The sequence below is a fragment of the Micromonospora sp. NPDC053740 genome (assembly GCF_040677775.1).
GTDB classification, from domain to species: domain Bacteria; phylum Actinomycetota; class Actinomycetes; order Mycobacteriales; family Micromonosporaceae; genus Micromonospora; species Micromonospora alfalfae.
Genome location: NZ_JBFASO010000011.1, coordinates 233,927 through 256,084, shown reverse-complemented (window position 1 = coordinate 256,084; position 22,158 = coordinate 233,927). Strand labels below are relative to the sequence as shown.

Annotated in this window: 21 protein-coding genes; 8 read left to right on the top strand and 13 right to left on the bottom strand. The window is 72.3% G+C overall.

The genetic code is table 11. The features are described 5' to 3' along the window. The first annotated feature begins 78 nt into the window (after nt 1-78). A complete protein-coding gene (asnB, locus tag AB0K35_RS26995) occupies nt 79-2,040 on the top strand; it encodes an asparagine synthase (glutamine-hydrolyzing) (protein ID WP_238672693.1) in 1,962 nt (653 codons plus the stop codon). A 91-nt stretch (nt 2,041-2,131) separates the two neighbouring features. On the opposite strand, the gene AB0K35_RS26990 is transcribed toward asnB, so the two are convergent. Continuing rightward, nucleotides 2,132-3,229: a lytic polysaccharide monooxygenase gene (locus tag AB0K35_RS26990; protein ID WP_238672718.1), complete on the bottom strand. Its 1,098-nt coding sequence runs from the start codon at nt 3,227-3,229 to the stop codon at nt 2,132-2,134. A gap of 351 nt (nt 3,230-3,580) precedes the next feature. Between AB0K35_RS26990 and AB0K35_RS26985 the strand changes: the two genes are divergently transcribed. The 3 genes from AB0K35_RS26985 (at nt 3,581) to AB0K35_RS26975 (ending at nt 7,875) form a co-directional block, all read left to right on the top strand. Then, nucleotides 3,581-4,750: an XdhC family protein gene (locus tag AB0K35_RS26985; RefSeq protein ID WP_363888601.1), complete on the top strand. Its 1,170-nt coding sequence runs from the start codon at nt 3,581-3,583 to the stop codon at nt 4,748-4,750. A gap of 114 nt (nt 4,751-4,864) precedes the next feature. Beyond that, nucleotides 4,865-5,800: a carbohydrate kinase gene (locus tag AB0K35_RS26980; RefSeq protein WP_363888599.1), complete on the top strand. Its 936-nt coding sequence runs from the start codon at nt 4,865-4,867 to the stop codon at nt 5,798-5,800. Nucleotides 5,801-6,063: 263 nt separating this feature from the next. After that, nucleotides 6,064-7,875, top strand: coding sequence for an RICIN domain-containing protein (locus AB0K35_RS26975; protein ID WP_238672690.1), 1,812 nt, complete (start codon nt 6,064-6,066; stop codon nt 7,873-7,875). Nucleotides 7,876-7,880: 5 nt separating this feature from the next. Here AB0K35_RS26975 and AB0K35_RS26970 read toward each other — a convergent pair whose 3' ends face one another. Next, complete coding sequence (locus tag AB0K35_RS26970; protein WP_238672689.1) at nt 7,881-8,711, bottom strand: MBL fold metallo-hydrolase; 831 nt, start codon at nt 8,709-8,711, stop codon at nt 7,881-7,883. Continuing rightward, the gene (locus AB0K35_RS26965; protein ID WP_238672688.1) at nt 8,708-9,112 is read right to left on the bottom strand and encodes a hotdog domain-containing protein; all 405 of its coding nucleotides are present in this window, start codon (nt 9,110-9,112) and stop codon (nt 8,708-8,710) included. The genes AB0K35_RS26970 and AB0K35_RS26965 overlap by 4 nt, the downstream gene beginning before the upstream one ends. Nucleotides 9,113-9,238: 126 nt before the next feature. On the opposite strand from AB0K35_RS26965, the gene AB0K35_RS26960 reads away from it, so the two are divergent. Continuing rightward, on the top strand, nt 9,239-10,315 hold the full coding sequence (locus AB0K35_RS26960; protein ID WP_238672687.1) for a phosphatase PAP2 family protein: 1,077 nt from the start codon (nt 9,239-9,241) through the stop codon (nt 10,313-10,315). A gap of 39 nt (nt 10,316-10,354) precedes the next feature. Here AB0K35_RS26960 and AB0K35_RS26955 read toward each other — a convergent pair whose 3' ends face one another. The 5 genes from AB0K35_RS26955 to AB0K35_RS26935 all read right to left on the bottom strand — a co-directional run bounded on the left by AB0K35_RS26955 (nt 10,355) and on the right by AB0K35_RS26935 (nt 14,275). Beyond that, a complete protein-coding gene (locus AB0K35_RS26955; protein ID WP_363888594.1) occupies nt 10,355-11,317 on the bottom strand; it encodes a hypothetical protein in 963 nt (320 codons plus the stop codon). An 8-nt stretch (nt 11,318-11,325) separates the two neighbouring features. Further along, nucleotides 11,326-11,673: a PadR family transcriptional regulator gene (locus tag AB0K35_RS26950; RefSeq protein WP_357361447.1), complete on the bottom strand. Its 348-nt coding sequence runs from the start codon at nt 11,671-11,673 to the stop codon at nt 11,326-11,328. Between the two features lie 55 nt (nt 11,674-11,728). Next, on the bottom strand, nt 11,729-13,225 hold the full coding sequence (locus tag AB0K35_RS26945; protein ID WP_363888593.1) for a PH domain-containing protein: 1,497 nt from the start codon (nt 13,223-13,225) through the stop codon (nt 11,729-11,731). 43 nt (nt 13,226-13,268) lie between these two features. After that, the gene (locus tag AB0K35_RS26940) at nt 13,269-13,802 is read right to left on the bottom strand and encodes a PH domain-containing protein (RefSeq protein WP_238672716.1); all 534 of its coding nucleotides are present in this window, start codon (nt 13,800-13,802) and stop codon (nt 13,269-13,271) included. A gap of 242 nt (nt 13,803-14,044) precedes the next feature. Continuing rightward, nucleotides 14,045-14,275, bottom strand: a complete 231-nt coding sequence (locus tag AB0K35_RS26935; RefSeq protein WP_363888591.1) for a hypothetical protein — start codon at nt 14,273-14,275, stop codon at nt 14,045-14,047. A 241-nt stretch (nt 14,276-14,516) separates the two neighbouring features. On the opposite strand from AB0K35_RS26935, the gene AB0K35_RS26930 reads away from it, so the two are divergent. The 3 genes from AB0K35_RS26930 to AB0K35_RS26920 are packed head-to-tail and all read left to right on the top strand — an operon-like array spanning nt 14,517 to nt 17,541. Further along, nucleotides 14,517-15,614, top strand: coding sequence for a MoxR family ATPase (locus AB0K35_RS26930; protein ID WP_238672683.1), 1,098 nt, complete (start codon nt 14,517-14,519; stop codon nt 15,612-15,614). Then, nucleotides 15,593-16,594, top strand: coding sequence for a DUF58 domain-containing protein (locus AB0K35_RS26925; protein ID WP_112603426.1), 1,002 nt, complete (start codon nt 15,593-15,595; stop codon nt 16,592-16,594). The genes AB0K35_RS26930 and AB0K35_RS26925 overlap by 22 nt, the downstream gene beginning before the upstream one ends. Beyond that, the gene (locus tag AB0K35_RS26920) at nt 16,591-17,541 is read left to right on the top strand and encodes a VWA domain-containing protein (RefSeq protein WP_238672682.1); all 951 of its coding nucleotides are present in this window, start codon (nt 16,591-16,593) and stop codon (nt 17,539-17,541) included. The genes AB0K35_RS26925 and AB0K35_RS26920 overlap by 4 nt, the downstream gene beginning before the upstream one ends. Before the next feature lie 90 nt (nt 17,542-17,631). Here the strand turns inward: AB0K35_RS26920 and AB0K35_RS26915 are convergent, their stop codons facing one another. The 5 genes from AB0K35_RS26915 to AB0K35_RS26895 all read right to left on the bottom strand — a co-directional run bounded on the left by AB0K35_RS26915 (nt 17,632) and on the right by AB0K35_RS26895 (nt 22,059). After that, entirely contained in the window at nt 17,632-17,841 is a 210-nt protein-coding gene (locus AB0K35_RS26915) for a hypothetical protein (RefSeq protein ID WP_238672681.1), read from the bottom strand. A gap of 68 nt (nt 17,842-17,909) precedes the next feature. Further along, on the bottom strand, nt 17,910-19,175 hold the full coding sequence (locus tag AB0K35_RS26910; RefSeq protein ID WP_363888589.1) for an acyltransferase: 1,266 nt from the start codon (nt 19,173-19,175) through the stop codon (nt 17,910-17,912). Beyond that, entirely contained in the window at nt 19,172-20,071 is a 900-nt protein-coding gene (locus AB0K35_RS26905; protein ID WP_238672679.1) for an alpha/beta hydrolase, read from the bottom strand. Before AB0K35_RS26905 ends, AB0K35_RS26910 begins: the two co-directional genes overlap by 4 nt. Nucleotides 20,072-20,170: 99 nt before the next feature. Further along, nucleotides 20,171-20,833, bottom strand: a complete 663-nt coding sequence (locus AB0K35_RS26900) for a response regulator transcription factor (protein WP_091403852.1) — start codon at nt 20,831-20,833, stop codon at nt 20,171-20,173. Next, a complete protein-coding gene (locus AB0K35_RS26895; protein ID WP_363888587.1) occupies nt 20,830-22,059 on the bottom strand; it encodes a histidine kinase in 1,230 nt (409 codons plus the stop codon). Before AB0K35_RS26895 ends, AB0K35_RS26900 begins: the two co-directional genes overlap by 4 nt. Nucleotides 22,060-22,158 lie beyond the last annotated feature (99 nt).

Genomic DNA, 22,158 nt, shown 5'->3' with positions numbered 1-22,158 from the left:
GCGGTAACGCCCCCTGGGAGTCGGGTGGATCGACGGACGGCTGCAAGGGCCGACAGCGCGCGTGGAAAGATGGCCACCATGTGCGGACTTCTGGCCTTCTTCAGCGCGAACGGCAACGCCGCCGCGCATCGCGACCACATCGCCGGAGCGTTGGAATGCCTGCACCACCGCGGCCCCGACGAGACAGGGGTCGAGGTGGTCGGCGACGCCTCCGGCCGGTACGCGGACGGCGTGTTCGCCCACAAGCGGCTGGCCATCATCGACGTCGCGTCGAGCCACGAGCCACTGCCCTACGCGAACGGCCGTTACCTGCTGACCTTCAACGGCGAGATTTACAACTACATCGAGCTGCGCGAGGAGTTGATCAGAAACTTCGGTGCCCAGTTCGCCACCGCCGGTGACGGCGAGGTGATCGTCGCGGGCTACCACTTCTGGGGTGAGCAGGTGCTCACCCGGCTGCGGGGCATGTTCGCCTTCGTCATCTGGGACCGGCAGGAACGTCGGGCGTTCGGTGCCCGCGACTATTTCGGCATCAAGCCGATGCACTACCTGGAGACCGCCGACGGCCTCTACCTGGCCTCGGAGAAGAAGGCGCTGCTGCCGTTCGCGCACAGCAACTACCAGGGCGACGCTGGCGTCGACACGGCGAACCTGAGTCACTACCTGACCCTGCAGTACGTCCCCGAGCCCGGCACCCTGCACAAGGGCATCAGCCGGATCGGCTCCGGGGAGTACCTGAACTGGACCCCGGGCGGCCGGATCGACGTACGCCGGTGGTACCGGCCGGTGTTCCGGCCGGCGCCGGTCGACGACGAGCAGAGGCTCTACCACGAGATCCGCGAGACGCTGCGGGAGAGCGTGCGCATGCACATGCGCTCCGACGTGCCGGTCGGCTCGTTCCTGTCCAGTGGCATCGACTCCACAGCGGTGGTGGCGCTGGCGCGGGAGTTCAACCCGAACATCCTCACCTTCACCGTCGGCTACGACGTGCCGGGTTACTCGGAGATCGACGTCGCGCAGGATTCGGCCCGGCACCTCGACGTCACGACGATCCCCACCAAGATCGGTCCGCAGGACATGATCGACGCGCTGCCGAAGATCGTCTGGCACCTTGACGACCCGGTGGCCGACCCGGCGCTGGTACCGCTCTACTTCGTGGCGAAGAAGGCCGCCGAGCACGTCACGGTGGTGCTCTCCGGTGAGGGCGCGGACGAGTTCTTCGGCGGTTACACGATCTACCGGGAGCCGCTGTCGCTGGGCACCGTCAACGGTCTGCCCGGCGGTGTGCAGAAGGGGCTGCGCGCGGTCTCCAAGGCGATCCCGCAGGGGGTCAAGGGCAAGAGCTTCCTGGAGCGCGGCACCACCCCGATCGAGGAGCGTTACTACGGCAACGCCCGGATGTTCACCGAGGAGGAGAAGCAGCACCTGATGCGCCGCTACGACCCCTCGGTGCGCTACACGGACGTCACCGCCCCGATCTACGCCGAGTGCACGGAGCTCGACGACGTCACCAAGATGCAGTACGTCGACCTCTACACCTGGCTGCGCGGCGACATCCTGGTCAAGGCCGACCGGATCTCGATGTCGCACTCGCTGGAGGTGCGGGTGCCGTTCCTCGACCGTGAGGTCTTCGACGTCGCGGCGAAGATCCCGGTCGACCTGAAGTTGCCGCCGCGCTCCGACGCCACCAAGTACGCGATGCGTCAGGCGTTGCAGGGTGTCGTGCCGCCGGCCATCGTCAACCGCAAGAAGTTGGGCTTCCCGACCCCCACCCGGGTGTGGCTGCGCGGCGAGATGTACGAGTGGGCCCGGCACGTGCTCAGCACCTCGGGCGCGGGTGACCTGCTCGACCTGTCGTACGCGCTGCGGCTGCTCGACGAGCACAAGCGGGAGGAGGCCGACCACTCCCGCAAGGTGTGGACGGTGCTGATCTTCTGCATCTGGCACGCGATCTTCGTGGCCAAGACCCTCGACCCGGGCATCCAGCGCAACCAGTCCGCCCTGCTCACGAAGCCGGTGGTCGGCTCCATGGTCCGCTGACCCCCGGCCCCACTATGTTGATCAAGAGGTTTGCGTCATCCGGAGCGATTCCGGTGACGCAAACCTCTTGATCATTTCACTGTGGTGGTGGTTAGCGGCGGGCGCACGTGACTGTGGGGAGCCCGTTCGTGCCTGTGGAGCTGGCCAGGAAGCCGAACGTGGTGGTGCCCTCCGGTGCGACTGTGCCGTTGTAGGCGACGTTCGTCGCCGTCACCGTCGAGCCGGACGATGTCTGGGTGGCACCCCAGATCTGACTGATCGACTGTCCGTTGGGCCAGGCCCAACTCGCCGTCCAACCGGCGAACGGCGTACTGCCGTGGTTCATGATCGTGACCTCGCCCTGGAAGCCACCCTGCCAGGCGCTGCTCACCTTGTAGGTGGCCATGCAGTCACCGCCCGACGGCGGTGGGGTGGTCGGGTCGGTCGGCGGGTCCGTCGGGTCGGTCGGCGGATCCGTCGGGTCGGTCGGCGGGTCGGTCGGGTCGGTCGGCGTGCCACCCGGACCCACGCCGGTGACCTGGCCGCTGCCGCCGTCGAAGGTCACGTCGGAGCAGCCGAAGAAGTTCTCCTGCGAATCCGAGCGGACCCAGCGGGAGTAGATGATGTGCCGGCCACTCTTACCCGACGGCAGGTTGCCGCTGAAGTAGTAGTGCCCGTCGTTGCTGCCGACCGAGCCGCGCTGCGGCGGGTTGGTCACCGTCAGGAACGGCTCCTCCAGGTCACTCCAGGCCAGGGCCCGGGTCGGGCTCCAGCTGTTCTTGGTGACGTAGAAGTAGAACGTGCCCGGGTGGTGCGCCCAGTTGCTGTACTTGAAGTCCAACCGCGCCCCGGAGGTCAGGTGGGTCAGCGGCCAGTCGGTGCGGGGCAGGTCGTAGCCGCGGAAACCGGTGTTGCCGCCGCTGCACAGTTGCCCGTCCGGGATGAAGCCGGTGGTCCGGCCGCCAGCGTCGGAGCGCAGCACGCTGAACCAGTTGTACAGCGAGTTCGCCCCGCTCTGCGCCACGGCGGCGGAGCACGCGGGGTTGTTCGGCTTGATCTCACCGGTCTGGCTGCGGCCGTCCTGCCAGCACAGGTAGGTGCGGCTGCCCGGCGTCATCGCCGCGCCGTGCGCGGCGGCCGGCTGAGGAGTGGACGCCAGGGCGACAGCGCCCAGCGCGAGAGTCATGGCCGCGGTGAGCAAGGCGGCCATACGGGAACGGTTCACGGGTTCTCCTGACTCGCGAGGGGCGCTTGTCCGAGCCGCCCCGCCGCAATCGGGTGGGATGTGGCGTGATCGCCCCGCTGTCGTGAGCGGTGCGACGATCACGGCGACGTGCCCCGGCGGAAAACAGCCGGTGGACGTGCGCCGTCGACGGTCCTGTCCTGGACCGGTGCCCTCGCGTCTAACCAACCCGGCAACCGGCGGCGCCGCAGCCCTCGCACCGCCCGGTACGCGTCATCCCACCACGCCACGGCGGCCGAGCGCAATAGTCGTTCCTCGATGCATGAGAAGTCCCGTCGGTCGCCGCTGGACGCCATATCCTGCGTACGGGGAGCGGGAATGGAGAGGCGGCAGCCGGTGCCGGACGTGTTCGACGAGGTGCACCGCCGGTGCCGCGACGGCGAGCCGGTCGCGCTGGCCACGGTGGTGGCCACCTGGCACTCCGCCCCGCAGCCACCCGGCGCCGCCATGGTGGTCGCGACCGACGGCACGGTCATCGGCAGCGTCTCCGGCGGCTGCGTCGAAGCCGATCTCTACGAACGCGCCCGCCTGGTGCTCGACACCGGCCAACCCGAGCTGTGCCGCTACGGGATCAGCGACGACGACGCGTACACAGTGGGCCTGACCTGCGGCGGCATCCTCGACGTGTTTGTGGAGCGCGTCGACACGAGCGCCCTGCCGGTGCTGGAGGCGGTCGCCGCCGCCCGCCGAAGCGGCCACCCGGCGGCGATCGTCACCTGCGTGGCCGCCGACGCCGGCAGTTCTCCGGGCGGCGGATCGACCGACCCGGCCCGGCGGCTCGGCCGGCGGCTGGTGCTGACCGGCCAGGGGTCCGTCGGCTCGCTCGGTGACGACCGCCTCGACGACGCGGCCAGCGCCGACGCCCTCGGGCTGCTCGCCGCCGGACGCAGCGGAATGCTCCGGTACGGGTACCACGGGCAACGCCGGGGCGGCGGCATCAGCCTCTTCGTGACCGCGTACGCCAACCCGCCCCGGATGATCGTCTTCGGTGCGATCGACTTCGCCGCCGCGGTGGCCCGGATCGGCGCGTTCCTCGGCTACCGGGTCACCGTCTGCGACGCCCGGCCGGTCTTCGCCACCGCGCGGCGCTTTCCCGAAGCGGACGAGGTGGTGGTGCAGTGGCCGCACCGCTACCTGCGTACCGAGTTGGCGGCCGATCGGCTCGACGAGCGGACAGTGCTGTGCGTGCTCACCCACGACCCCAAGTTCGACGTGCCGTTGCTGGAGCTGGCGCTGCGCCACCCGCTGGCGTACGTCGGCGCGATGGGCTCACGGCGCACCCACTACGAGCGGCACAAGCTGCTGAGTGAGGCGGGGCTCAGCCCGGCGCAGCTCGCCCGGCTCGCCTCCCCGATCGGGTTGGACCTCGGTGGTCGTACCCCGGAGGAGACCGCAGTGAGTGTGGCCGCGCAGATCGTCGCGGCCCGGTGGGGCGGCACCGGCCGCCCCCTCGCGGCTGTCGACGGGCCGATCCACCGGCCGGGGTAGCGCGCACGTCGGTGCACGGCCTTCGGCGCCCATCGGGCCGTGCGTTGTGCCAGCCTGGTGCCACGGAGATCGGCTCGGCGAGCGGCAGCCGGTGGCGACGACGAGAGGATCGGCATGGGGTACGCGGTGGTGCTCGGCGAAGCGCTCGTCGACCTGCTCGACAGCGAAATCGACGGGGAACGGGTCTATCGGCAGGCCATCGGCGGCGGGCCACTCAACGTCGCCGTCGGCGTGGCCCGACTCGGCGGTGCGGCACAGTTCGTCGGCTCGCTCGGTGACGACGCGCTGGGCGGCAGGATCCGCGACTTCCTCACCGCGGCCGACGTCGGGGTGGCCGGTGCGATCACGGTCCCGGCACCGACCACGCTCGCGGTGGTCACGTACGCCGGACCGGAGCCGGACTTCCGTTTCTACGGCGAGCCGGCCTCCTACGGACTGCTCGGCCCCGACGATCTGGACCTGGCGCTGCTGGAGGGCGCCGACGTGCTCTACTGCGGCTCGATCGTGCTGCTCCAACCCGACACGCTGGCCGCCGCCCGCCGTGCCTGGTCGCTCGCCGCCGGCCTGCGGGTCTTCGACCCGAACGTACGTCCCCGGCTGCTGAACGGGCCAGCCGCGCTGGAAGGGCTGCGCGAGATGGTCGCCGAGTTCGCCGCCGGCGCGCACCTGGTCAAGCTGAGCGCCGCCGACGCGGTGCTGCTCTATCCCGGTGAGCCGGTCGAGGGGGTGGCGGCGTACCTGCGTGAGTTGGGGGCGGCCACTGTGGTGGTGACGCTCGGCGCGGCCGGTGCGGTGCTGGCCGCCGCCGAAGCCGACCCGGTCCGGGTGCCGGCCCCCACTGTCGACGCCATCGACGCCACCGGCGCGGGTGACTCCGTGATGGCCGCGCTGATCGCCGACCTGCTCGTCGACGGCGAACCGGAGAGCCCGTCAGGCTGGGTCGATCGGGTCGCCTTCGCGCTGCGGGTTGCCGGCCTGGTCTGCGAATCCCCGGGCGGCGCCACCGCCATGCCCACCCGCACCGCCGTCCAAAACCGCTTCAACCCCTAACCCCGCCCCACCCCACCCCGCCCCACCCCGCCCCCGCGCCGCCCCGCCCCCGCGCCGATCTTGCACTTTCGGTCGAGGTTTTGTCCGCTTTGCTCGGCTTTAACCCCACACAAAGTGCAAGATCGCGGCGGGGGTGGGGCGGGGTGGGGTGGGGAGTGGGCGTGGGGGAGGGGGTTGACCTCGGGAATTTGTGAGCGTTAACATCGACGATGCGCGATGGAAACGTGGGCGTCGTCGGGGAGGTTCTGATGCGGGTGGTTTTGGTGCCTCTGTTGTTTCGCCGCGTCGCGGCCCTGCTGGTCATGCTGCTCGTGGCTGCCGGGATGGTCGTCGCCGACCCGCCCGAGCGGGCGAAGGCGTGGGACAACGGGGTGGCCGACACCCCGCCGATGGGGTGGAACAGCTACGACTCGTTCAACTGGAGTGTCACCGAGGCCGACGTCCGGGCCAACGCCGACTACATGGGCACCAACCTGCGGCAGTTCGGCTGGGAGTACGTGGTGATCGACTGGGCCTGGTACTACCCCGGTCGGCACAACAACAGCCCCAACCAGGACGCGAACCTGCAACCCCGGCTTCGGATGGACGCCAACGGACGGCTGCTGCCGGACACCACCCGGTTCCCCTCAGCCGCCGGTGAGAACGGGTTCAAGCCGCTCGCCGACTACGTCCACGCGCAGGGGCTGAAGTTCGGCGTCCACCTGATGCGGGGCATTCCCCGCCAGGCGGTCGCCGACAACGTTCCGATCCTCGGGACCACCTGCCGCGCCAACCAGATCAACAACACCACCACAGCGGCCTGGCTCAACCTGATGTGGGGCCTGAACATGTCCAACCCCTGCGCGCAGACCTACCTGGACTCGATGTTCCAGTTGCTGGCGTCCTGGGGGGTCGACTACGTGAAGGTGGACGACATCGCCGCCCCGACGTACCGGCAGTCGGAGGTCGAGGGGTACCGACTGGCCATCCAGCGCAGTGGCCGTCCGATGGTGTTGAGCCTGTCACCCGGCCCGACCTCGTTGGCCAGCGGCGCACACGTCCAGGCCAACGCGCACATGTGGCGGATCGTCAACGATCTGTGGGACAACTGGTCGTCAGTGGACGCGCTCTTCGACCAACTGCGCAACTGGACCCCGTACCGCACCACCGGCGCCTGGCCCGACGCCGACATGATCCCGATCGGCCGGCTCTCCAAGTACGGGCCGGTTGGCTCGCCGCGATACTCCAATCTGACAGCCGACGAGCAGCGCACCCTGATGTCACTCTGGGCGATCAACCGGGCGCCGTTGATGTGGGGCGGCAACCTGGTCGAGAACCGCGCTGCGGAGCTGGCGCTGATGACCAATGCCGCGGTTCTGGGAGTCAACCAGAACAGCACGAACAACCGTCAGCTCTACGGTGGCAGCCGGCAGGTGTGGGTCGCCGACGTGCCGGGCAGCACCGATCGGTACGTCGCCCTGTTCAACCGGGACAGCAGCGCGGCGCAGGTGTCGGTGAACCTCGCCGACCTCGGGATCGGGTCGGCCGCAGTGACCGACCTGTGGTCCGGCGCGGCCCTCGGCACGGTGACCGGCACCCTCACCCGGTCGCTACCGGCCCACGGAGCCGGGCTGTACCGGCTGACCCCGGACACCACGGTGCCGGTGCCGACCACGTACACCCTCACCGCGCGACACAGCGGCAAGCTGCTGGACGTCTACAACAACGCGACCACCGACGGTGCGGAGATCGTGCAGTGGGCCGCGAACGGTCAGCCGAACCAGCGGTGGCGCTTCCAGGACGCGGGTGGCGGTTACCAGGCGGTGGTCAGCGTGCACAGCGGCAAGTGCCTCGACGTTTCCGGCGGCGCGACAGCTACCGCCGACGGGGTCCGCGTGATCCAGTGGAGCTGCAACGGCGGCACCAACCAGCAGTGGCGCGTGCAGGATCTCGGCTCGGGGTACGTGCAGCTCGTCGCCCGGCACAGCGGCAAGTGCCTGGAAGTGCTCAACGCCGCCACCACCGACGGTGCCCGCCTCGCCCAGTGGACGTGTGGCACCGGCACCCACCAGCAGTGGCGACGTGCCTCGGCGTAGGCGGGTCAGGCGTCGCCGTTCAGCTGGAGGTAGCCCCGGTGGGCGGCGACCAGGGCCGGGCGGGCCCCGAAAGGGGCCTCGGCCGCCACCCGCTCCGGCGGGGCGCTGCCGGTGTGCGCGGCCCGGATCAGCCAGGCCAGTTCCGCCAGCTCCGCGTGCTGCGCCCGGACGAAGTCGACGTCCACCGGGTCGCCGTGGCCCGGGATCACCACAGTGCGCGCGGTGGTGAATCGCAGCAGGTCCGCGACCGCGTCCGGCCACTGCAACGGGTACGAGTCCTCGAAGGCGGGCGGGCCACTCTGCTCCACCAGGTCCCCGGCCACCAACACGTCGGCGTCCGGCACGTGCACCACAAGGTCGGCCTCGGTGTGCCCCCGCCCCGGGTGACGTAGCAGCACCCGTCGACCGCCGAGGTCGAGGACCGTCTCGACGTGCACTGTGTGCGTGGGGGCGAACAGCGGGGTGTCGGCCAGTTCGGCGGCGAGCGCCGGGTGCTCCGTGCGCAACTCCTCGTACGCCTCCCGGCGTAGCCGCTCCGGCTCCTCGCGCAGGGCGGTGGCGGCCAGTTCGTGCGCGTACACCGGGCGGGGTGGGTCGCCGGCCAGGACGGCGTTGCCGAAGCAGTGGTCGTAGTGGTGGTGGGTGTTGACAAGCGTCAACGGACGGTCGGTGACCGCCCGGACTGCCTCGGCCAGCTCGGTGGCCTGGGCGGCCGAGGAGAGCGTGTCCACCAGTAGCGCCTCGTCGTCGCCGACGACCAGCGTGACGTTGACCCGCAGCAGCGGTTCGGCCAGCACGTGCACCCGGTCGGCGACCTCGACGAAAGCGGCGTTCACGACGTCCGCCCGGCCCGTTCGACGAAGCGTCCCCGGTCGACCAGGATGCGGTCCACCCGGCCCCGGGCCACCGTCTGGTCGCCGTCACTGACAGTGACCTCGAACGACAGTCGGCGACCGTCGACGGTCGCCAGCAGCGCCTGCGCGCGAACCGTCCGGCCGACCACTGTCGGTGCCAGGTGCTCCAACTCGACACGGGTGCCCACTGTCGTCGAACCCTGTGGCATCCCGGTTGCCGTCGCCGCGACGGTGGCCGCCTCGGCCAGCGCCAGCACCCGGGGAGTGCCCAGCACCGGTACGTCCCCGGAACCGACCGCCTGGGCGGTGTCCGCGTCGGTGACCGTCAACTCGACCTGGGCGGTCAGACCCGGCGCGAAGGCCGGCTCGGGCTGCTCCTGCATGCTCGTCAGCCTAGGTGCTCGCCGGACGCGTCGAGCACGCGCCCGACGATCCGGGCGCGACCACCCCGACGTGCAACGGGTGGTCCCCGTCGGTCGATGCCGTACCCGTCGTTAACCTTGACCCCGATGGCCGTCGTGACTGACCCCCAGCCCCCCGCCCGGACCGACCCGCCCGCGTCCCCGGACGGGGGTCGTCGGCGCGTCGTCGCGATGACCGTCTGGGCGGTCGCCTTCGTCGCCGCGTGGCTGGCCATCGGGCTGCCCACCGACCCGGCGTACGCCTTCGTCTGGATCTGGCTCGCGACCATCGCCTGGAACAGCGAACGGCCGTGGCGTAGCCACCTGCGCTTCGCCCGGGACTGGGTGCCGGTGGTGCTGCTGTTCGTGATCTACAACCTCTCGCGCGGGTTCGCCGACAACGGGGCCACGCCGCACGCGATGGAGCTGATCGTCGCCGACCGGTTCATGTTCGGCTGGGCCACCGGCGGTGAGGTGCCCACCGTCTGGTTGCAGCAGCACCTCTACCACCCGCAGGTGCACTGGTGGGATGTCGCAGCGAGCTGGGTGTACTTCTCCCACTTCGTGGTGGCGCTGGCCGCCGCCGCGGTGCTCTGGCTGCGCGACCGGCGCCGCTGGGCCGCGTACATGCGGCGCTGGGGCTTCCTCTGCGCGGCCGGTCTGGTCACCTACTTCATCTACCCGGCCGCGCCGCCCTGGTGGGCGGCGCAGAACGGCCTGCTCACCGAGGTCGCCCGGATCTCGACCCGGGGTTGGAAGGCGTTCGGCATGCACGGGGCCGGCAACGTCCTCAACGCCGGTCAGATCGCCTCCAACCCGGTCGCCGCGATGCCCTCGCTGCACACCGCGTGGGCGTTGTTCGTGGTGCTGTTCTTCCTGACCGCCACCCGTCGTCGCTGGTGGCCGCTGCTGCTCGCGTACCCGCTGGCGATGACCTTCACCCTGGTCTACTCGGGTGAGCACTACGTGATCGACGTGTTGGTCGGCTGGGCCTACGTGGGGCTGACCTTCCTGGTGGTCGGTCTGGCGGAGCGCGGCTGGGCGGCCTGGCGGGCCCGCCACCCGAGCGCCAAGGCGGCACTGCCCAGGGAGCAGCCCACCGACCCTCCGCCCGGCGAGCCCGAGCCGCCCGCTCCACGGGAACCGGACACCACCACTCACCCCGCGATCCCCGCCGACCGTTAGGTCCCATCAGGGTCGGTCGTTCCGAGCCGAAGCTGGTGTTCAGGGCAGCACTGGTTCATCGGGTGGCAGAGCTCGCGCCTCGGGCTTGAGGCGACGGGTGAGGCGACTGATGCCGGCCACGGTGGCGGCGATCACCATGATGAGGATCGCCAGTGGCAGCGGTTGACCGTCGAAGTGCCGCATCGCCGTGTTGGAGAGCAACGGGTCGGGGATGAGCCATCCGGCGACGAAGCCGGTGAGCCCGACGCCGACGATGACGGCGGGCCGGTGGCGGCGGAGCGCGAAGGCGGCTCCGACAGCGACTGTGGCGGCGGTGAGGACCCCGATGACCGTCGGCACGGCGTCGGGAACGTAGACGCCGTGGCGTCCCCACTCTCCGGTGCCCTTCCAGGCGAGGATCCCGAGCGGGACGAGGGCCCACCAGAACGGGCGCGGCCGGGGCGCGGCCCACCGCTCGCGGGCGGCGACCGCGAGCAGGGCGAGGGTCAGGGCCGGTGGGGCGTACGCGAAGAGTTGTTGGCCGGGGTTGATTCCCAGGCCGGCGCCGCCGAGCACGTCGATGACGAACCAACCTACGGTGACCGTCAGGAATATCGCCTGCAGGGTGAGGGCGGTCCGGGTCGCGCCGCACAGCCAGGCGATCAGTGGCGCGAGGGGCAGCAGGCCGAGAGCGGCCAGCTGCGGCCAGCCGGCGATGATGGCCGACATGTCGGTGGCGAGGACGGCGCCGGTGAACAGGTCCACTGTGTGACCGGCGGGCTGGGTGCCGGCGGCGACGAGCAGGGCGGTGAGCCCGGTGGTCAGGGCCGTGGTGGTGACGGGCGTGGTGAGTCGCAGCCGGATCGCCAGGGCGACGATGTTCAGTGTCTCGTGCCAGCTGGGGTGTCGGCGGCCGTCGTCGAGGTCGAGCAGCAGTCCGAGCAGTTCCTCGCCGCGGGCGCTGCGGTGCGTGGCTGGCAGCAGCCGCAGCAGCCGCCGATATCGTCGTTCCAGGGGGCTCATGTCCGGGCTCATCCGATGGTCCCGAGGCGCGGGGCGTTGCGGGCGGCGCGCTTGTTGAGGCGTTCCTCGGCGAGCCGGACCGCTGTGGCCATCCGCTGGCTCTCAGCGCGGATGGCGTCTGCCCCGGCGTCGGTCAATGTGTAGAAACGACGCAGCCGGCCCTTCTCCACCTCGTCGTGGTCGGGGGCGATGAGCCCCTGGGTGACGAGGCGGTCGAGGGCCCCGTAGAGGGTGCCGGCGCGTAGCCGGATCCTGCCGCTGGTCATCTCGTCGACCTCTGTCACCAACGCGTAGCCGTGGCGGGGTTGGTCGGCGAGGGCGGAGAGGATCAGGAACGTCTGCTCACTGATGTCCATGGTCTATATATATCGTGCGGCGATATATATAGCAACGGGGTGGGCCGTGGCGGGGTCAGAGTTGGGTGCGGGCCTGGTGTGCTCTCGCGGTCAGGTCCGCAGCCAGGGCCCAGGCCTCGGCCAGGTCGCGGTCCTGGGCTGTGGCGCCGGAGCCGCCCGCGGTGTCGGCGTGGACGGTGGCCAACCCGAGACGGCGCTGGATGGGCCCCTGGACCACTCGCACGCTCTGGATCCGGGCGTACGGCACGATCACCAACTGCCTGGTGAGCCGCCCGGACCGGGTGGCGAACACCCGCTCGAACAGCCCCGCGCCAAACGCGGTGCGGCCCAGCGGGTGCAGCCAACGGGTCCGCCGCGGCGGCGAGCTCAGGTTGAGCGCGTCGAGGCGTACCCCGGGAAGCACCTCGGCGACGATCATCGTCGCCGTCGGCAGGTCGCCGACCGGCAGCAGCCGGTCGGGCCGGTTGCGGTCGTCGGCCTCCGCGACGGAGTAACCGGCCACCTCCAGCCGCAGCCGCAGCCAGCCCTTCATCCGCCACAGCAACGGCCAGGTGGCCCGCACGGTCTGCACCCGCTCCAGCGGCACGGTCTGCGCCCGCGTCTCCAGCAGGCCGTTGTGCACCCGCAGCGTGCCGCCGTCGCGGGCCAGCCGGAAGTTCCAGTCGTCGAGAACCCGGCGGATCGGCTGCAGCAGGACACCCGCCATCGCGGTCAGTGTGCTCGCCACCGCGACGAACGACCACGAACCGGCGGTGAGGAACTGCACCACGACGAAGGCCACACCGAACGGGAGCAGGAACGCCTGCGGGGTGAGCAGTTGGCTGATCAGCAGGTTCTGGTTGCGTACCGCGTGCAGTGGCCGGCCCGGCCCGGCCGTCGGTGGCGCCGTCGCACCCGGGGCCACCGGGGCCGTCGCGTCGCCGGGCGCGGGCCGCTGCGCCACCCGCCCGGCCAGCGCCAGCAGACGCTCGCGCAGCACCGCCGCGTCGGCGACGCCGAGGTACGCCAGTGGCGCCTCGGTCTTGCCTCCGCCGACCACTTCCAGGCGCAGCTCGGCCAGGCCGGTGAGCTGGGCGAGCAGCGGCCGGACCACCTCCACGGCCTGCAACCGTTCCAACGGGATGGCCCGGGTACGCCGCCAGAGCAGACCCTCGTACACCCGTAGTTCCCGGCCGACGACGTGGTAGCCGGTGTTGTACCAGCTGATCACCGACAGCACTGTCGCGCCGAGCGCCAGCACCGCCACCATGGCGGCGAACCAGCCGAAGCCCACCCGGGACAGCGTCGACCAGGACAGCCCGGCGATCACCACGACCAGGGACTTGGCGCCGTGCAGCACCGGGCTGAGCGGGTGCAGTCGCTGCCGGGGCTCGCCCTCGCCGCCGACCGGTGGTGCCGGCCACGGCGCGGGCATGCCGGGCGGCACCGGCCCATGAGGTGACGAGCCGGGCGGCACCGGCCCAGGCGATGTCGCGCCATCGGGCAGCACCGGCCCCGGTGGCGTCGGGCCGGTGGGTGGCACGGTGCTCGGCTCGGGGGACCCGTCGCTCATCGGCGTGGCCCTCGGCGCGGTCGGCGGCCGCCCACGCGGGTGTTCACAGCCCCTCCGCCCGGTCCTCGCCGAGCGCGGTGAGTCGATCGCGCAGCCGCGACGCCTCCGCCGGACGCAGCCCGGGCACCCGGGCGTCGCTCGCCGCCGCCGCGGTGTGCAACTGCACAGTGGCCAGGTCGAAGGCGCGCTCCAACGGCCCGGCGCTCACGTCGACGAACTGCATCCGCGAGTAGGGCACGATGGAGAGCCGGCGGACCAGCAGCCCGTGCCTCACCAGCAGGTCGTTCTCCCGCTCGGCGTACCCCCAGGCCCGGACCGCGCGGACGATCGCGACGGCCCGCCACGCACCGAGCACCAGCACGACGGCCACGGCGAGCCCGAACAACCAGTGACCGCTGAACGCCCAGCCGACCCCTGTCACCGCCAGCCCGATGGCCACCACGATCGCCAGCCGGATCAGCTCCACCCAGATCAGGTCGGTGGAGATCGGCTGCCAGTTGACAGTGTCCGGCCAGGGCTCCAGCGGACCCCGACCACCCGGCGCGGCCGTCAGCAGCGCGCCGGGCTCGGGTGGCAGGAGACCCGGGGGCGGCAGGTCGGGCGCGCGCTGATCGGCGGCGGGTGCCGGCCGGTGACCGGGCGGCAGCGCGCCCGGTGGCAGCGGGGCGGGCGTCGAGGCGTCCGGCGCGGTGGGCTCCGGGCCGAGCGTGCCGGGTGCCGGGAACGCGCCGGGCGGCGGGTCGACGCCGGGTGGTGCGGTGGCCGGGGTGGGCGGCCAGGACGGGGAGGTGGGGCCGGGGGAAGCCGGAGGGTCGCCGCTCACAGGTCGAGCGTAGGCGATCCGGGCACCGGAGTGACGGCACGCAGGAAGCCTCGAGCGTCGAGGAAGTCACCGAGGCTGCCCCGGTGCTCGGCGCAGGCCAACCAGGTCTTGCGCCGATCGGCGTCGTGCAGACGGGGATTGTTCCACTCCAGCGCCCAGACGGCGGTGGACCGGCAGCCCCGGGCCGAACAGACCAGGGCCTCATCGGCGGGGGAGGGGATGCTCATCCCGGCCAGTCTAGGGCGGCGGGACGGAGAAGTTGAGCGCCGGGCGACCACGGGGGGAGCCGCCCGGCGACGGGGTGAATCGTACACGCGGTGGGCCGGTCCGTGCACACCCTCGATGTGCGATTCGGCCGCTGGGGACGGCGCGGCCAAAATCGGCTTCTCCCCACCTCGACACTCAGCAAGGCGTGCGAGTCTTGATACCGCACGAGCCGCGACGACCGACAAACGCTGTGGAGGACCGGTGGCCCAGCCGACCATGCCCGACGCCCCGACGCCGAACGGAGCGGCACCCGCCCCGGTGACCACACCCGCGCAGGACGCCACCCTGCTGGAGAAGGGCCTGTTCGAGATCAAACGTGTGATCGTCGGGCAGGACCGGATGGTGGAGCGGATGTTCGTCGCGTTGCTCGCCCGCGGTCACTGCCTGCTCGAAGGCGTGCCCGGGGTGGCCAAGACCCTGGCTGTGGAGACCCTCGCCAAGGTCGTCGGTGGGTCCTTCGCCCGGGTCCAGTTCACCCCGGACCTGGTGCCCGCCGACATCATGGGCACCCGGATCTACCGGCAGTCGAGCGAGAAGTTCGACGTCGAGTTGGGCCCGGTCTTCGTCAACTTCCTGCTCGCCGACGAGATCAACCGGGCGCCGGCGAAGGTGCAGTCCGCGCTGTTGGAGGTCATGAGTGAGCGGCAGGTGTCCATCGGTGGGGAGAGCCACCGGGTGCCGGACCCGTTCCTGGTGATGGCCACCCAGAACCCGATCGAGCAGGAGGGCGTCTACCCGCTGCCGGAGGCGCAGCGGGACCGGTTCCTCATGAAGATCGTGGTGGGCTACCCGACCGACGCGGAGGAACGGGAGATCGTCTACCGGATGGGCGTGGCCGCGCCCGAGCCGACAGCGGTGTTCGACACCCCGGAGCTGATCGCCCTGCAACGTAAGGCGGACCAGGTCTTCGTCCACAACGCCCTTGTCGACTACGCGGTCCGGTTGGTGCTGGCCACCCGGGCCCCGGCCGAGCACGGCATGCCCGACGTCGCGCAACTGATCCAGTACGGGGCCAGCCCGCGCGCCTCGCTCGGTCTGGTCCGGGCCACCCGCGCCCTGGCGCTGCTGCGCGGGCGTGACTACGCGCTGCCACAGGACGTGCAGGACATCGCGCCGGACATCCTGCGGCACCGGTTGGTGCTCAGCTACGACGCGCTCGCCGACGACGTACCCGCCGACCACATCGTGCAGCGGGTGATGTCGACGATCCCGCTCCCCGCTGTCGCTCCCCGGCAGCAGGCCACCCCGCCGACGATCGCGCCGCCGCCGGGCGCTGGCTGGCCCGGGCAGCGCCCGTGACCTCACCCACCCCTCGTCCGGCACCCCTCGCCGACCGTAGCGAGGCCGTGCTGTCCCGGCTTCAGCTGCTGGTCACCCGCAAGCTCGACGGTCTGCTCCAGGGCGACTACGCCGGCCTGCTGCCCGGACCGGGCAGTGAGGCGGGAGAGTCCCGGGAGTACCGCCCCGGCGACGACGTGCGCCGGATGGACTGGCCGGTCACGGCCCGGACCACCACACCGCACGTGCGACGTACGGTCGCCGACCGGGAACTGGAGACCTGGCTCGCGCTCGACCTCTCCGCCAGCCTGGACTTCGGGACCGGGCAGTGGCTCAAACGGGAGGTGGTGGTGGCCGCCGCGGCCGCCATCACCCACCTGACAGTGCGCGGGGGTAACCGGATCGGCGCCGTGATCGGCACCGGTGGCGGGGTGTCCGCCCCGGCCCGACGCTGGCGCGGCGGACCACCGCCGGCCGGGCCCGGGGTGCTCACCCGGCTGCCGGCGCGCTCCGGACGCAAGGAGGCGCAGGGCCTGCTGCGTGCCGTCGCCGGCACCGCCATCCAACCCGGCCGCGGTGATCTCGGCGCCCTGATCGAGATGCTCAACCGTCCGCCGCGCCGTCGCGGTGTGGCAGTGGTGGTCTCGGACTTCCTCGCGCCGGCCGAACAGTGGGCGCGGCCGATGCGCAAGCTGCGCGTCCGCCACGACGTGCTGGCGATCGAGGTGGTCGACCCGCGTGAGCTGGAACTGCCCGACGTGGGCGTGTTGCCGGTGGTCGACCCGGAGAGCGGCGAACTGCACGAGGTGCAGACCGCCGACCCGCGGTTGCGGCAGCGCTACGCCGAGGCGGCCACCGCCCAACGGGCCACGATCGCCGCCGCCCTGCGCGGCGCCGGCGCGGCCCACCTGCGTCTGCGTACCGACCGAGACTGGCTGCTGGACATGGTGCGATTCGTGGCCGCGCAGCGGCACGCGCGTACCCGGGGGACGACACGATGATCCGTTTTCTGCAACCGTGGTGGCTGCTGGCTGTGCTGCCGGTCTTCGCCCTCGCCGCGTTCTACGTCTGGCGGCAGTTGCACCGCCGGGCGTACGCGATGCGGTTCACCAATGTGGACCTGCTGCGTACTGTCGCGCCGAAGGGCCTGGGCTGGCGTCGGCACGTCCCGGCGACCGCGTTCCTGCTCTGTCTGCTGGTGCTGGCCACCGCGCTGGCCCGTCCCGCTGTGGACACCAAGGAGCCGCTGGAGCGGGCCACTGTGATGCTCGCCATCGACGTGTCGTTGTCGATGCAGGCCGACGACGTGGCGCCGAACCGGCTGGAGGCGGCCCAGGAGGCGGCCAAGCAGTTCGTCAGTGAGCTGCCGGAGAGCTACAACCTGGGCCTCGTGTCGTTCGCCAAGGCGGCCAACGTGCTGGTGCCGCCGGGCAAGGACCGGGACGCGGTGACCAGCGCCATCGACGGGCTGGTGCTGGCCGAGGCGACAGCCACCGGCGAGGCGGTGTTCACCTGTCTGGAGGCGATCCGATCGGTGCCGACCGACGGCGCGGAGGGCATCCCGCCGGCACGGATCGTGCTGCTCTCCGACGGCTTCCGGACCTCCGGTCGGGCGGTGGAGGAGGCGGCGGCGGCGGCGCAGGCCGCGAACGTTCCGGTCTCCACCATCGCCTTCGGCACCGACACCGGCCAGGTCGACATCGGCGGGCAGTTGCAGCGGGTGCCGGTGGACCGGATGGCCCTTGCCGAGCTGGCCGAGACCACCGAGGGTTACTTCTACGAGGCGGCCTCGGTGAGCGAGCTGAAGCAGGTCTATCAGGACATGGGCAGCTCGATCGGGTTCCGCACCGAGCCGCGTGAGGTGACCCAGTGGTACGCCGGGGTGGCGTTGCTGCTGGCGCTCTGCGCGGGCGCGTTCAGTCTGCTCTGGTCGTCGCGGATGTTGTAGCCGGTGCGCCGGCGGCGGTCAGGGACCGCCGCCGGCACCAGCACGGGGCAGCGCCGGCCAGCGGTCAGCGACACTGCCGATCCGGAGCGGTCAGTGACCGCCACCGGCGAGCACGAAGACGATGGCCACCCAGACGGCGGCGAGGGTGAAGCCCAGCGGGGCGACGTAACGGCTCATGACGGCTCCGGGTGGCGGCTGGACGGTCCGCGTGCGGGGGCGGACCGCAGGGGGTGGGGACGCGCACACGAAGTCGTGACCGGGCGGCTCCCGGCGACCGCCCGGGATCGGGCGGCGCGGCACACTCACCTCGGCGGTTGCCGACGTGGTGGGGAGCGGAGCGGGGTCAGCTCACCGGACTGAGTCGTGGCTCAGCGGGGCTGACCATCGGCCCGGCCACGACTGGGAGGATCGCTATCTCGCACAGCGATCACCTCCTGCAAGTCGGGCGGGCCGGAACGTCGATGATCGTACACCTGCGGTACCGACGGAACGCACTCGGCCGACCGGCCGGCGGCCCCTCCACCGCCCGGTTGGCGACGCCGCTCGCCACCAGCGCGTACGCCTCGGTGGCGCGATCTCGGCCGCCCCACCCGCACCACAGTGACCAGCACCACGGCGAGCAACGGCAGCCAGCAGCAGCGCGCCAGCACCCACCCCGGGCCGTCCGGGGCGGTGTGCAGACCGGGCACCGCCAGCCCGCCGCGCGCGGTGAGCGCGGTCACCGCCACCAGTACCGGCTGGTGCCACAGGTAGATCCGGACCGCGGACCGGTTCACCTCAGTCACCGCCCGGCCCGGCAGCGGCCGGGTCAGCAGCCGGTGCAGCGCCGGCCGGGCCAACAGCCCCAGCCCGACCTGGGTCACCGCCAGCGCCACGACCAGCAGCGACGGCGGGTTCAGGTTGGACACCCCGGCCCCGGGCACGCCGACAGCGCTCACCGGGTAGCCCAGCGCCAGCAGCGCCGCCAGCGCGACCGCCCCACCGGCCGCCAACGTGCCGCCCGCCCGCCGGCCGTCCAGCCGCCCGTCGGCGTGCGCCACACCCAGCAGGTACGGCACCGACCAGGCCGCCAGCACGGTGACCGGGGGCAGGTCGGTGCCGGCCGGCAGCAGCCGGACGGCCAGGTCGACAGCAGCCACCACGGCAACCGCCGGTGCCCCGCACCGAGCCACCCCCCACCGGCGTACGGCGACGCGCAGCGGGCCGGTCATCGCGACCAGGATCACCAGCGGTAGCAGGAACCACAGCGGGCTGACCGCCAGCCGCAGCGCGACGGCGAGCGTGTCGTCCGAGGTGCCGACCACGGTGGCGGCGAGCAGCACCGCGGCACCCACACCGAGCAGCGCCACAGTGGGCAGCAGCAGCCGGCGCAGCCGCCCCGCCAGCCAACCACCCGCGCCGCCCGGGTAGCGGGCAAGCGACCGGGTCGAGCCGAACCCGGCGGTGAAGAAGAACAGCCCGAGCGTCTGCAACACCCAGGTCGCCGGGGCCAGGTCGGGCAGGGCGGTCAGCGGACTGGCCTGGTGCAGCCCGCCGTCGCCGCCAAGCACCAGACCGGTGACCAGCCAGTGCCCGAGCACCACCCCGCCGATGGCGTACGCCCGCAGGGCGTCGACGGCACGGTCCCGGCTCACCGGGCGTCCCCGATCCGGTCGACGTCGCCCAGCACTACCGCCGCCACCGCGCCCAGCGCGGCGCTGCCCGACGCGAGGTAGCCGTCGTGCCCCGCCACCCCACCCACCGGCAGGGGTCGGGCACCGAACGCCGGGTCGCCGGGTCGCCGGCCGAAACCCAGGCCGGGCAGGCGCACCGGCGGTACCCGACGGATCCAGTCGGTCGGCGCCTCGGCCGCCCAGAACCGCCGCCCGCCGGGCAGGTCGTCGGCGCGCTGCACCCCAGCGCCCACACCGCCGAGGCTGACCACGTCGGTGACCTGGGCCGGGGCGTCCGCCGCCGCCAGCGCCACCACCAGCGCCCCGTAGCTGTGCCCGACCAGCGTGATCGTCGCCGCCGGACGCCGCCCGGCCAGTTCCCGCAGCAGTGCGGCCAACCCGGCCGCGCCGCGCCGCGCGCTGACGCCACCGGCGGCGGTCAACACCCCGTCGGGCGGGTCGTAGCCGAGCCAGGCCAGCACCGCTACCCGCGCCGTCGGGTCGGTCGCCCGCAGCTCCCGGTAGAGCTGCCCGGCCTGCACCGCCGGCGCCCGCCGGGCCACCCCGCCCAACCCGGTGTCGAAGTCGGCGAGGGTGCTGCCGACCCCCGGCACCAGCACCGCGATCCGGTCCGCGTCGGCGAGGTCGCCGAACACCTCGACCGCGCGACCGTCACCGCGCTCGTCGAACAGCAGGAACCGGCGTCCGTCGGCAGCCCAGTCCGCGTACGGAGGGCCGGCCGCGCGCATCGCCGCCGCCGTCACCGGGTACGCCTCGACGAACCCCACCGCCGTGGCCGGCTCGGGTCGGGTCGGCAGGACCAGGTTCACACCGAGCAGCGCGGCCATCGCCACCCCGCTGGCACCTCGTCGTCGCATCACGTTCTCCCTCCGGAATGTCGTCCGAAGGGAGAGTGCGCCCAGGGGCGGGGCCCGGTCGTCGTCCCGCAGAGCCGTTCCCGGGCTGGCTCCACAGGGCTACTCGCCGGCGGCCACCAGACCCGTCTCGTACGCCAGCACCACTGCCTGGGCCCGGTCGCGCAGCCCCAGCTTGGCCAGGATCCGCCCGACGTGCGTCTTCACCGTCTGCTCGGCCACCACCAGGTCACCCGCGATCTCCGCGTTGTTGCGGCCCCGGGCGATCAACCGCAGCACCTCGGTCTCGCGGGGCGTGAGCCCGGCCAGGTCGGTGGGGCGGGGGCGGCGGCGGTCCGGGCGGGCCGCGAACTCGGCGATCAACCGGCGGGTCACCCCCGGGGCGAGCAGCGCGTCGCCGGCCGCCACCACCCGCACCGCCTGCACCAGGTCGGCCGCCGGGGCGTCCTTGAGCAGGAACCCGCTGGCCCCGGCGCGCAGCGCCTCGTACACGTAGTCGTCAAGGTCGAAGGTGGTGAGGATGAGCACCCGGGGTCGCTGCGTCGACCGGTCACCGAGCAGCTTGCGGGTGGCCTCCAGCCCGTCCATGACCGGCATCCGCACGTCCATCAGCACCACGTCCGGGTCGAGGTGGCGGGCGGCGGCCACCGCCTGCGCGCCGTCGGCGGCGTCCCCCACGACCAGCAGGTCCGGTTGGGCAGCGAGCAGCGCGCCGAAACCCTGCCGGACCATCGCCTGGTCGTCGGCGATCAGCACCCGGATCATCGGTCCCCGCCCTCCACGTCGTACGGCAACTCGGCCGCCACCGCGTAACCCCCGTCGGGCAGCGGCCCGGCGGTGAACGTACCGCCCAGCGAGGTGGCCCGCTCCCGCATGCCGGTCAGCCCGTGCCCGGAGCCGCCGTCGGCTGTCGGTCGGGCGTCGGCCGGGGAGTTTTCGACGCGTACCCCCAGACCGGACCGGCCGACGCGGACGGTGACCCGCACTGCGGCGCCGGCCGCGTGGCGGGCCGCGTTGGCCAGGCCCTCCTGCACGATGCGGTACGCGGCCAGCCCGACCGGCGCGGGCACCCGGTCGTTGTCCACCGGCTCGGCGTCCAGTGTCACCGGCAGCCCGGCCCGGCGTGCCGCGTCCACCATCGCGCCCAGGTCGGTGAGGTCCGGCTGCGGTGCGGTCTGCGGTCCGGTCGTCTCGCTGCGCAACACCCCCAACAGCCGCCGCATGTCGGTCAGCGCGTCACGGGCCGACGCGGCGATGGCGACGAACTCCGCGGCTGCCGGGGCCGGCACGTCCGTCAGCCGGTACGGGGCGGTCTCCGCCTGCACCGCGATCAACGACATGTGGTGGGCCACCACGTCGTGCAGCTCCCGGGCGATCCGGGTGCGTTCCTCCAGCACCGCGCGGCGCTCCTGCTCCCGTTCGCTCAGCTCGGCCTGCGCCGCCAGCGCGTGCCGGGACAGTCGGTTGCGGCGGATCAGGTCGCCCACGATCGCCAGCGCGCCGAGCAGCAGCAGGACGGGGACCCGGTTGTCGGGATGGACCAGGGTGAGCACCGGCACCGTGCTGATCGCCACCACCCAGGCCAGCACCGGCCGGTCGACCCGTGCGAAGACCACCGCCACCACAGCGATCGACCCGAGCGCCAGCGGCGGGGTCCACGGCCAGGCCTGGTCGGCCGGGGCGTTGAAGGTGCAGACCAGCAGGGCCAGCACCGTCAGCCGCCAGGCCAGCAGCGGACGCCGGGGCAGCGCCAGCAGCGGCGCCACCGTCATCGCCGCGAACAGGAGCGCGATCGGCGGCGGCAGGCCCCAGTCGCTCTCCACGGTCAACGTGATCAGGAAGAGGCCGAGCGCGGCGAGCAGACCGACCGGCGCTGCGTAGCGGGCCGGCCCGGGCCAACGGGCCAGCAACGGCCGTTCGGGCCGGGCGTCCGGGCCGAGCACTGTCTGCCGCAGAGCCCGCAGGGCCACCACGATCGGATGCCGGTTCACCACCCGGAGGCTACGGGCCGACCCCGCCACGAGGCGTGCCACCAGGGGTTGATCCCCGTGTCGTACCCCAGTGTGACGCGACTCCCGTTAGCGCTTACC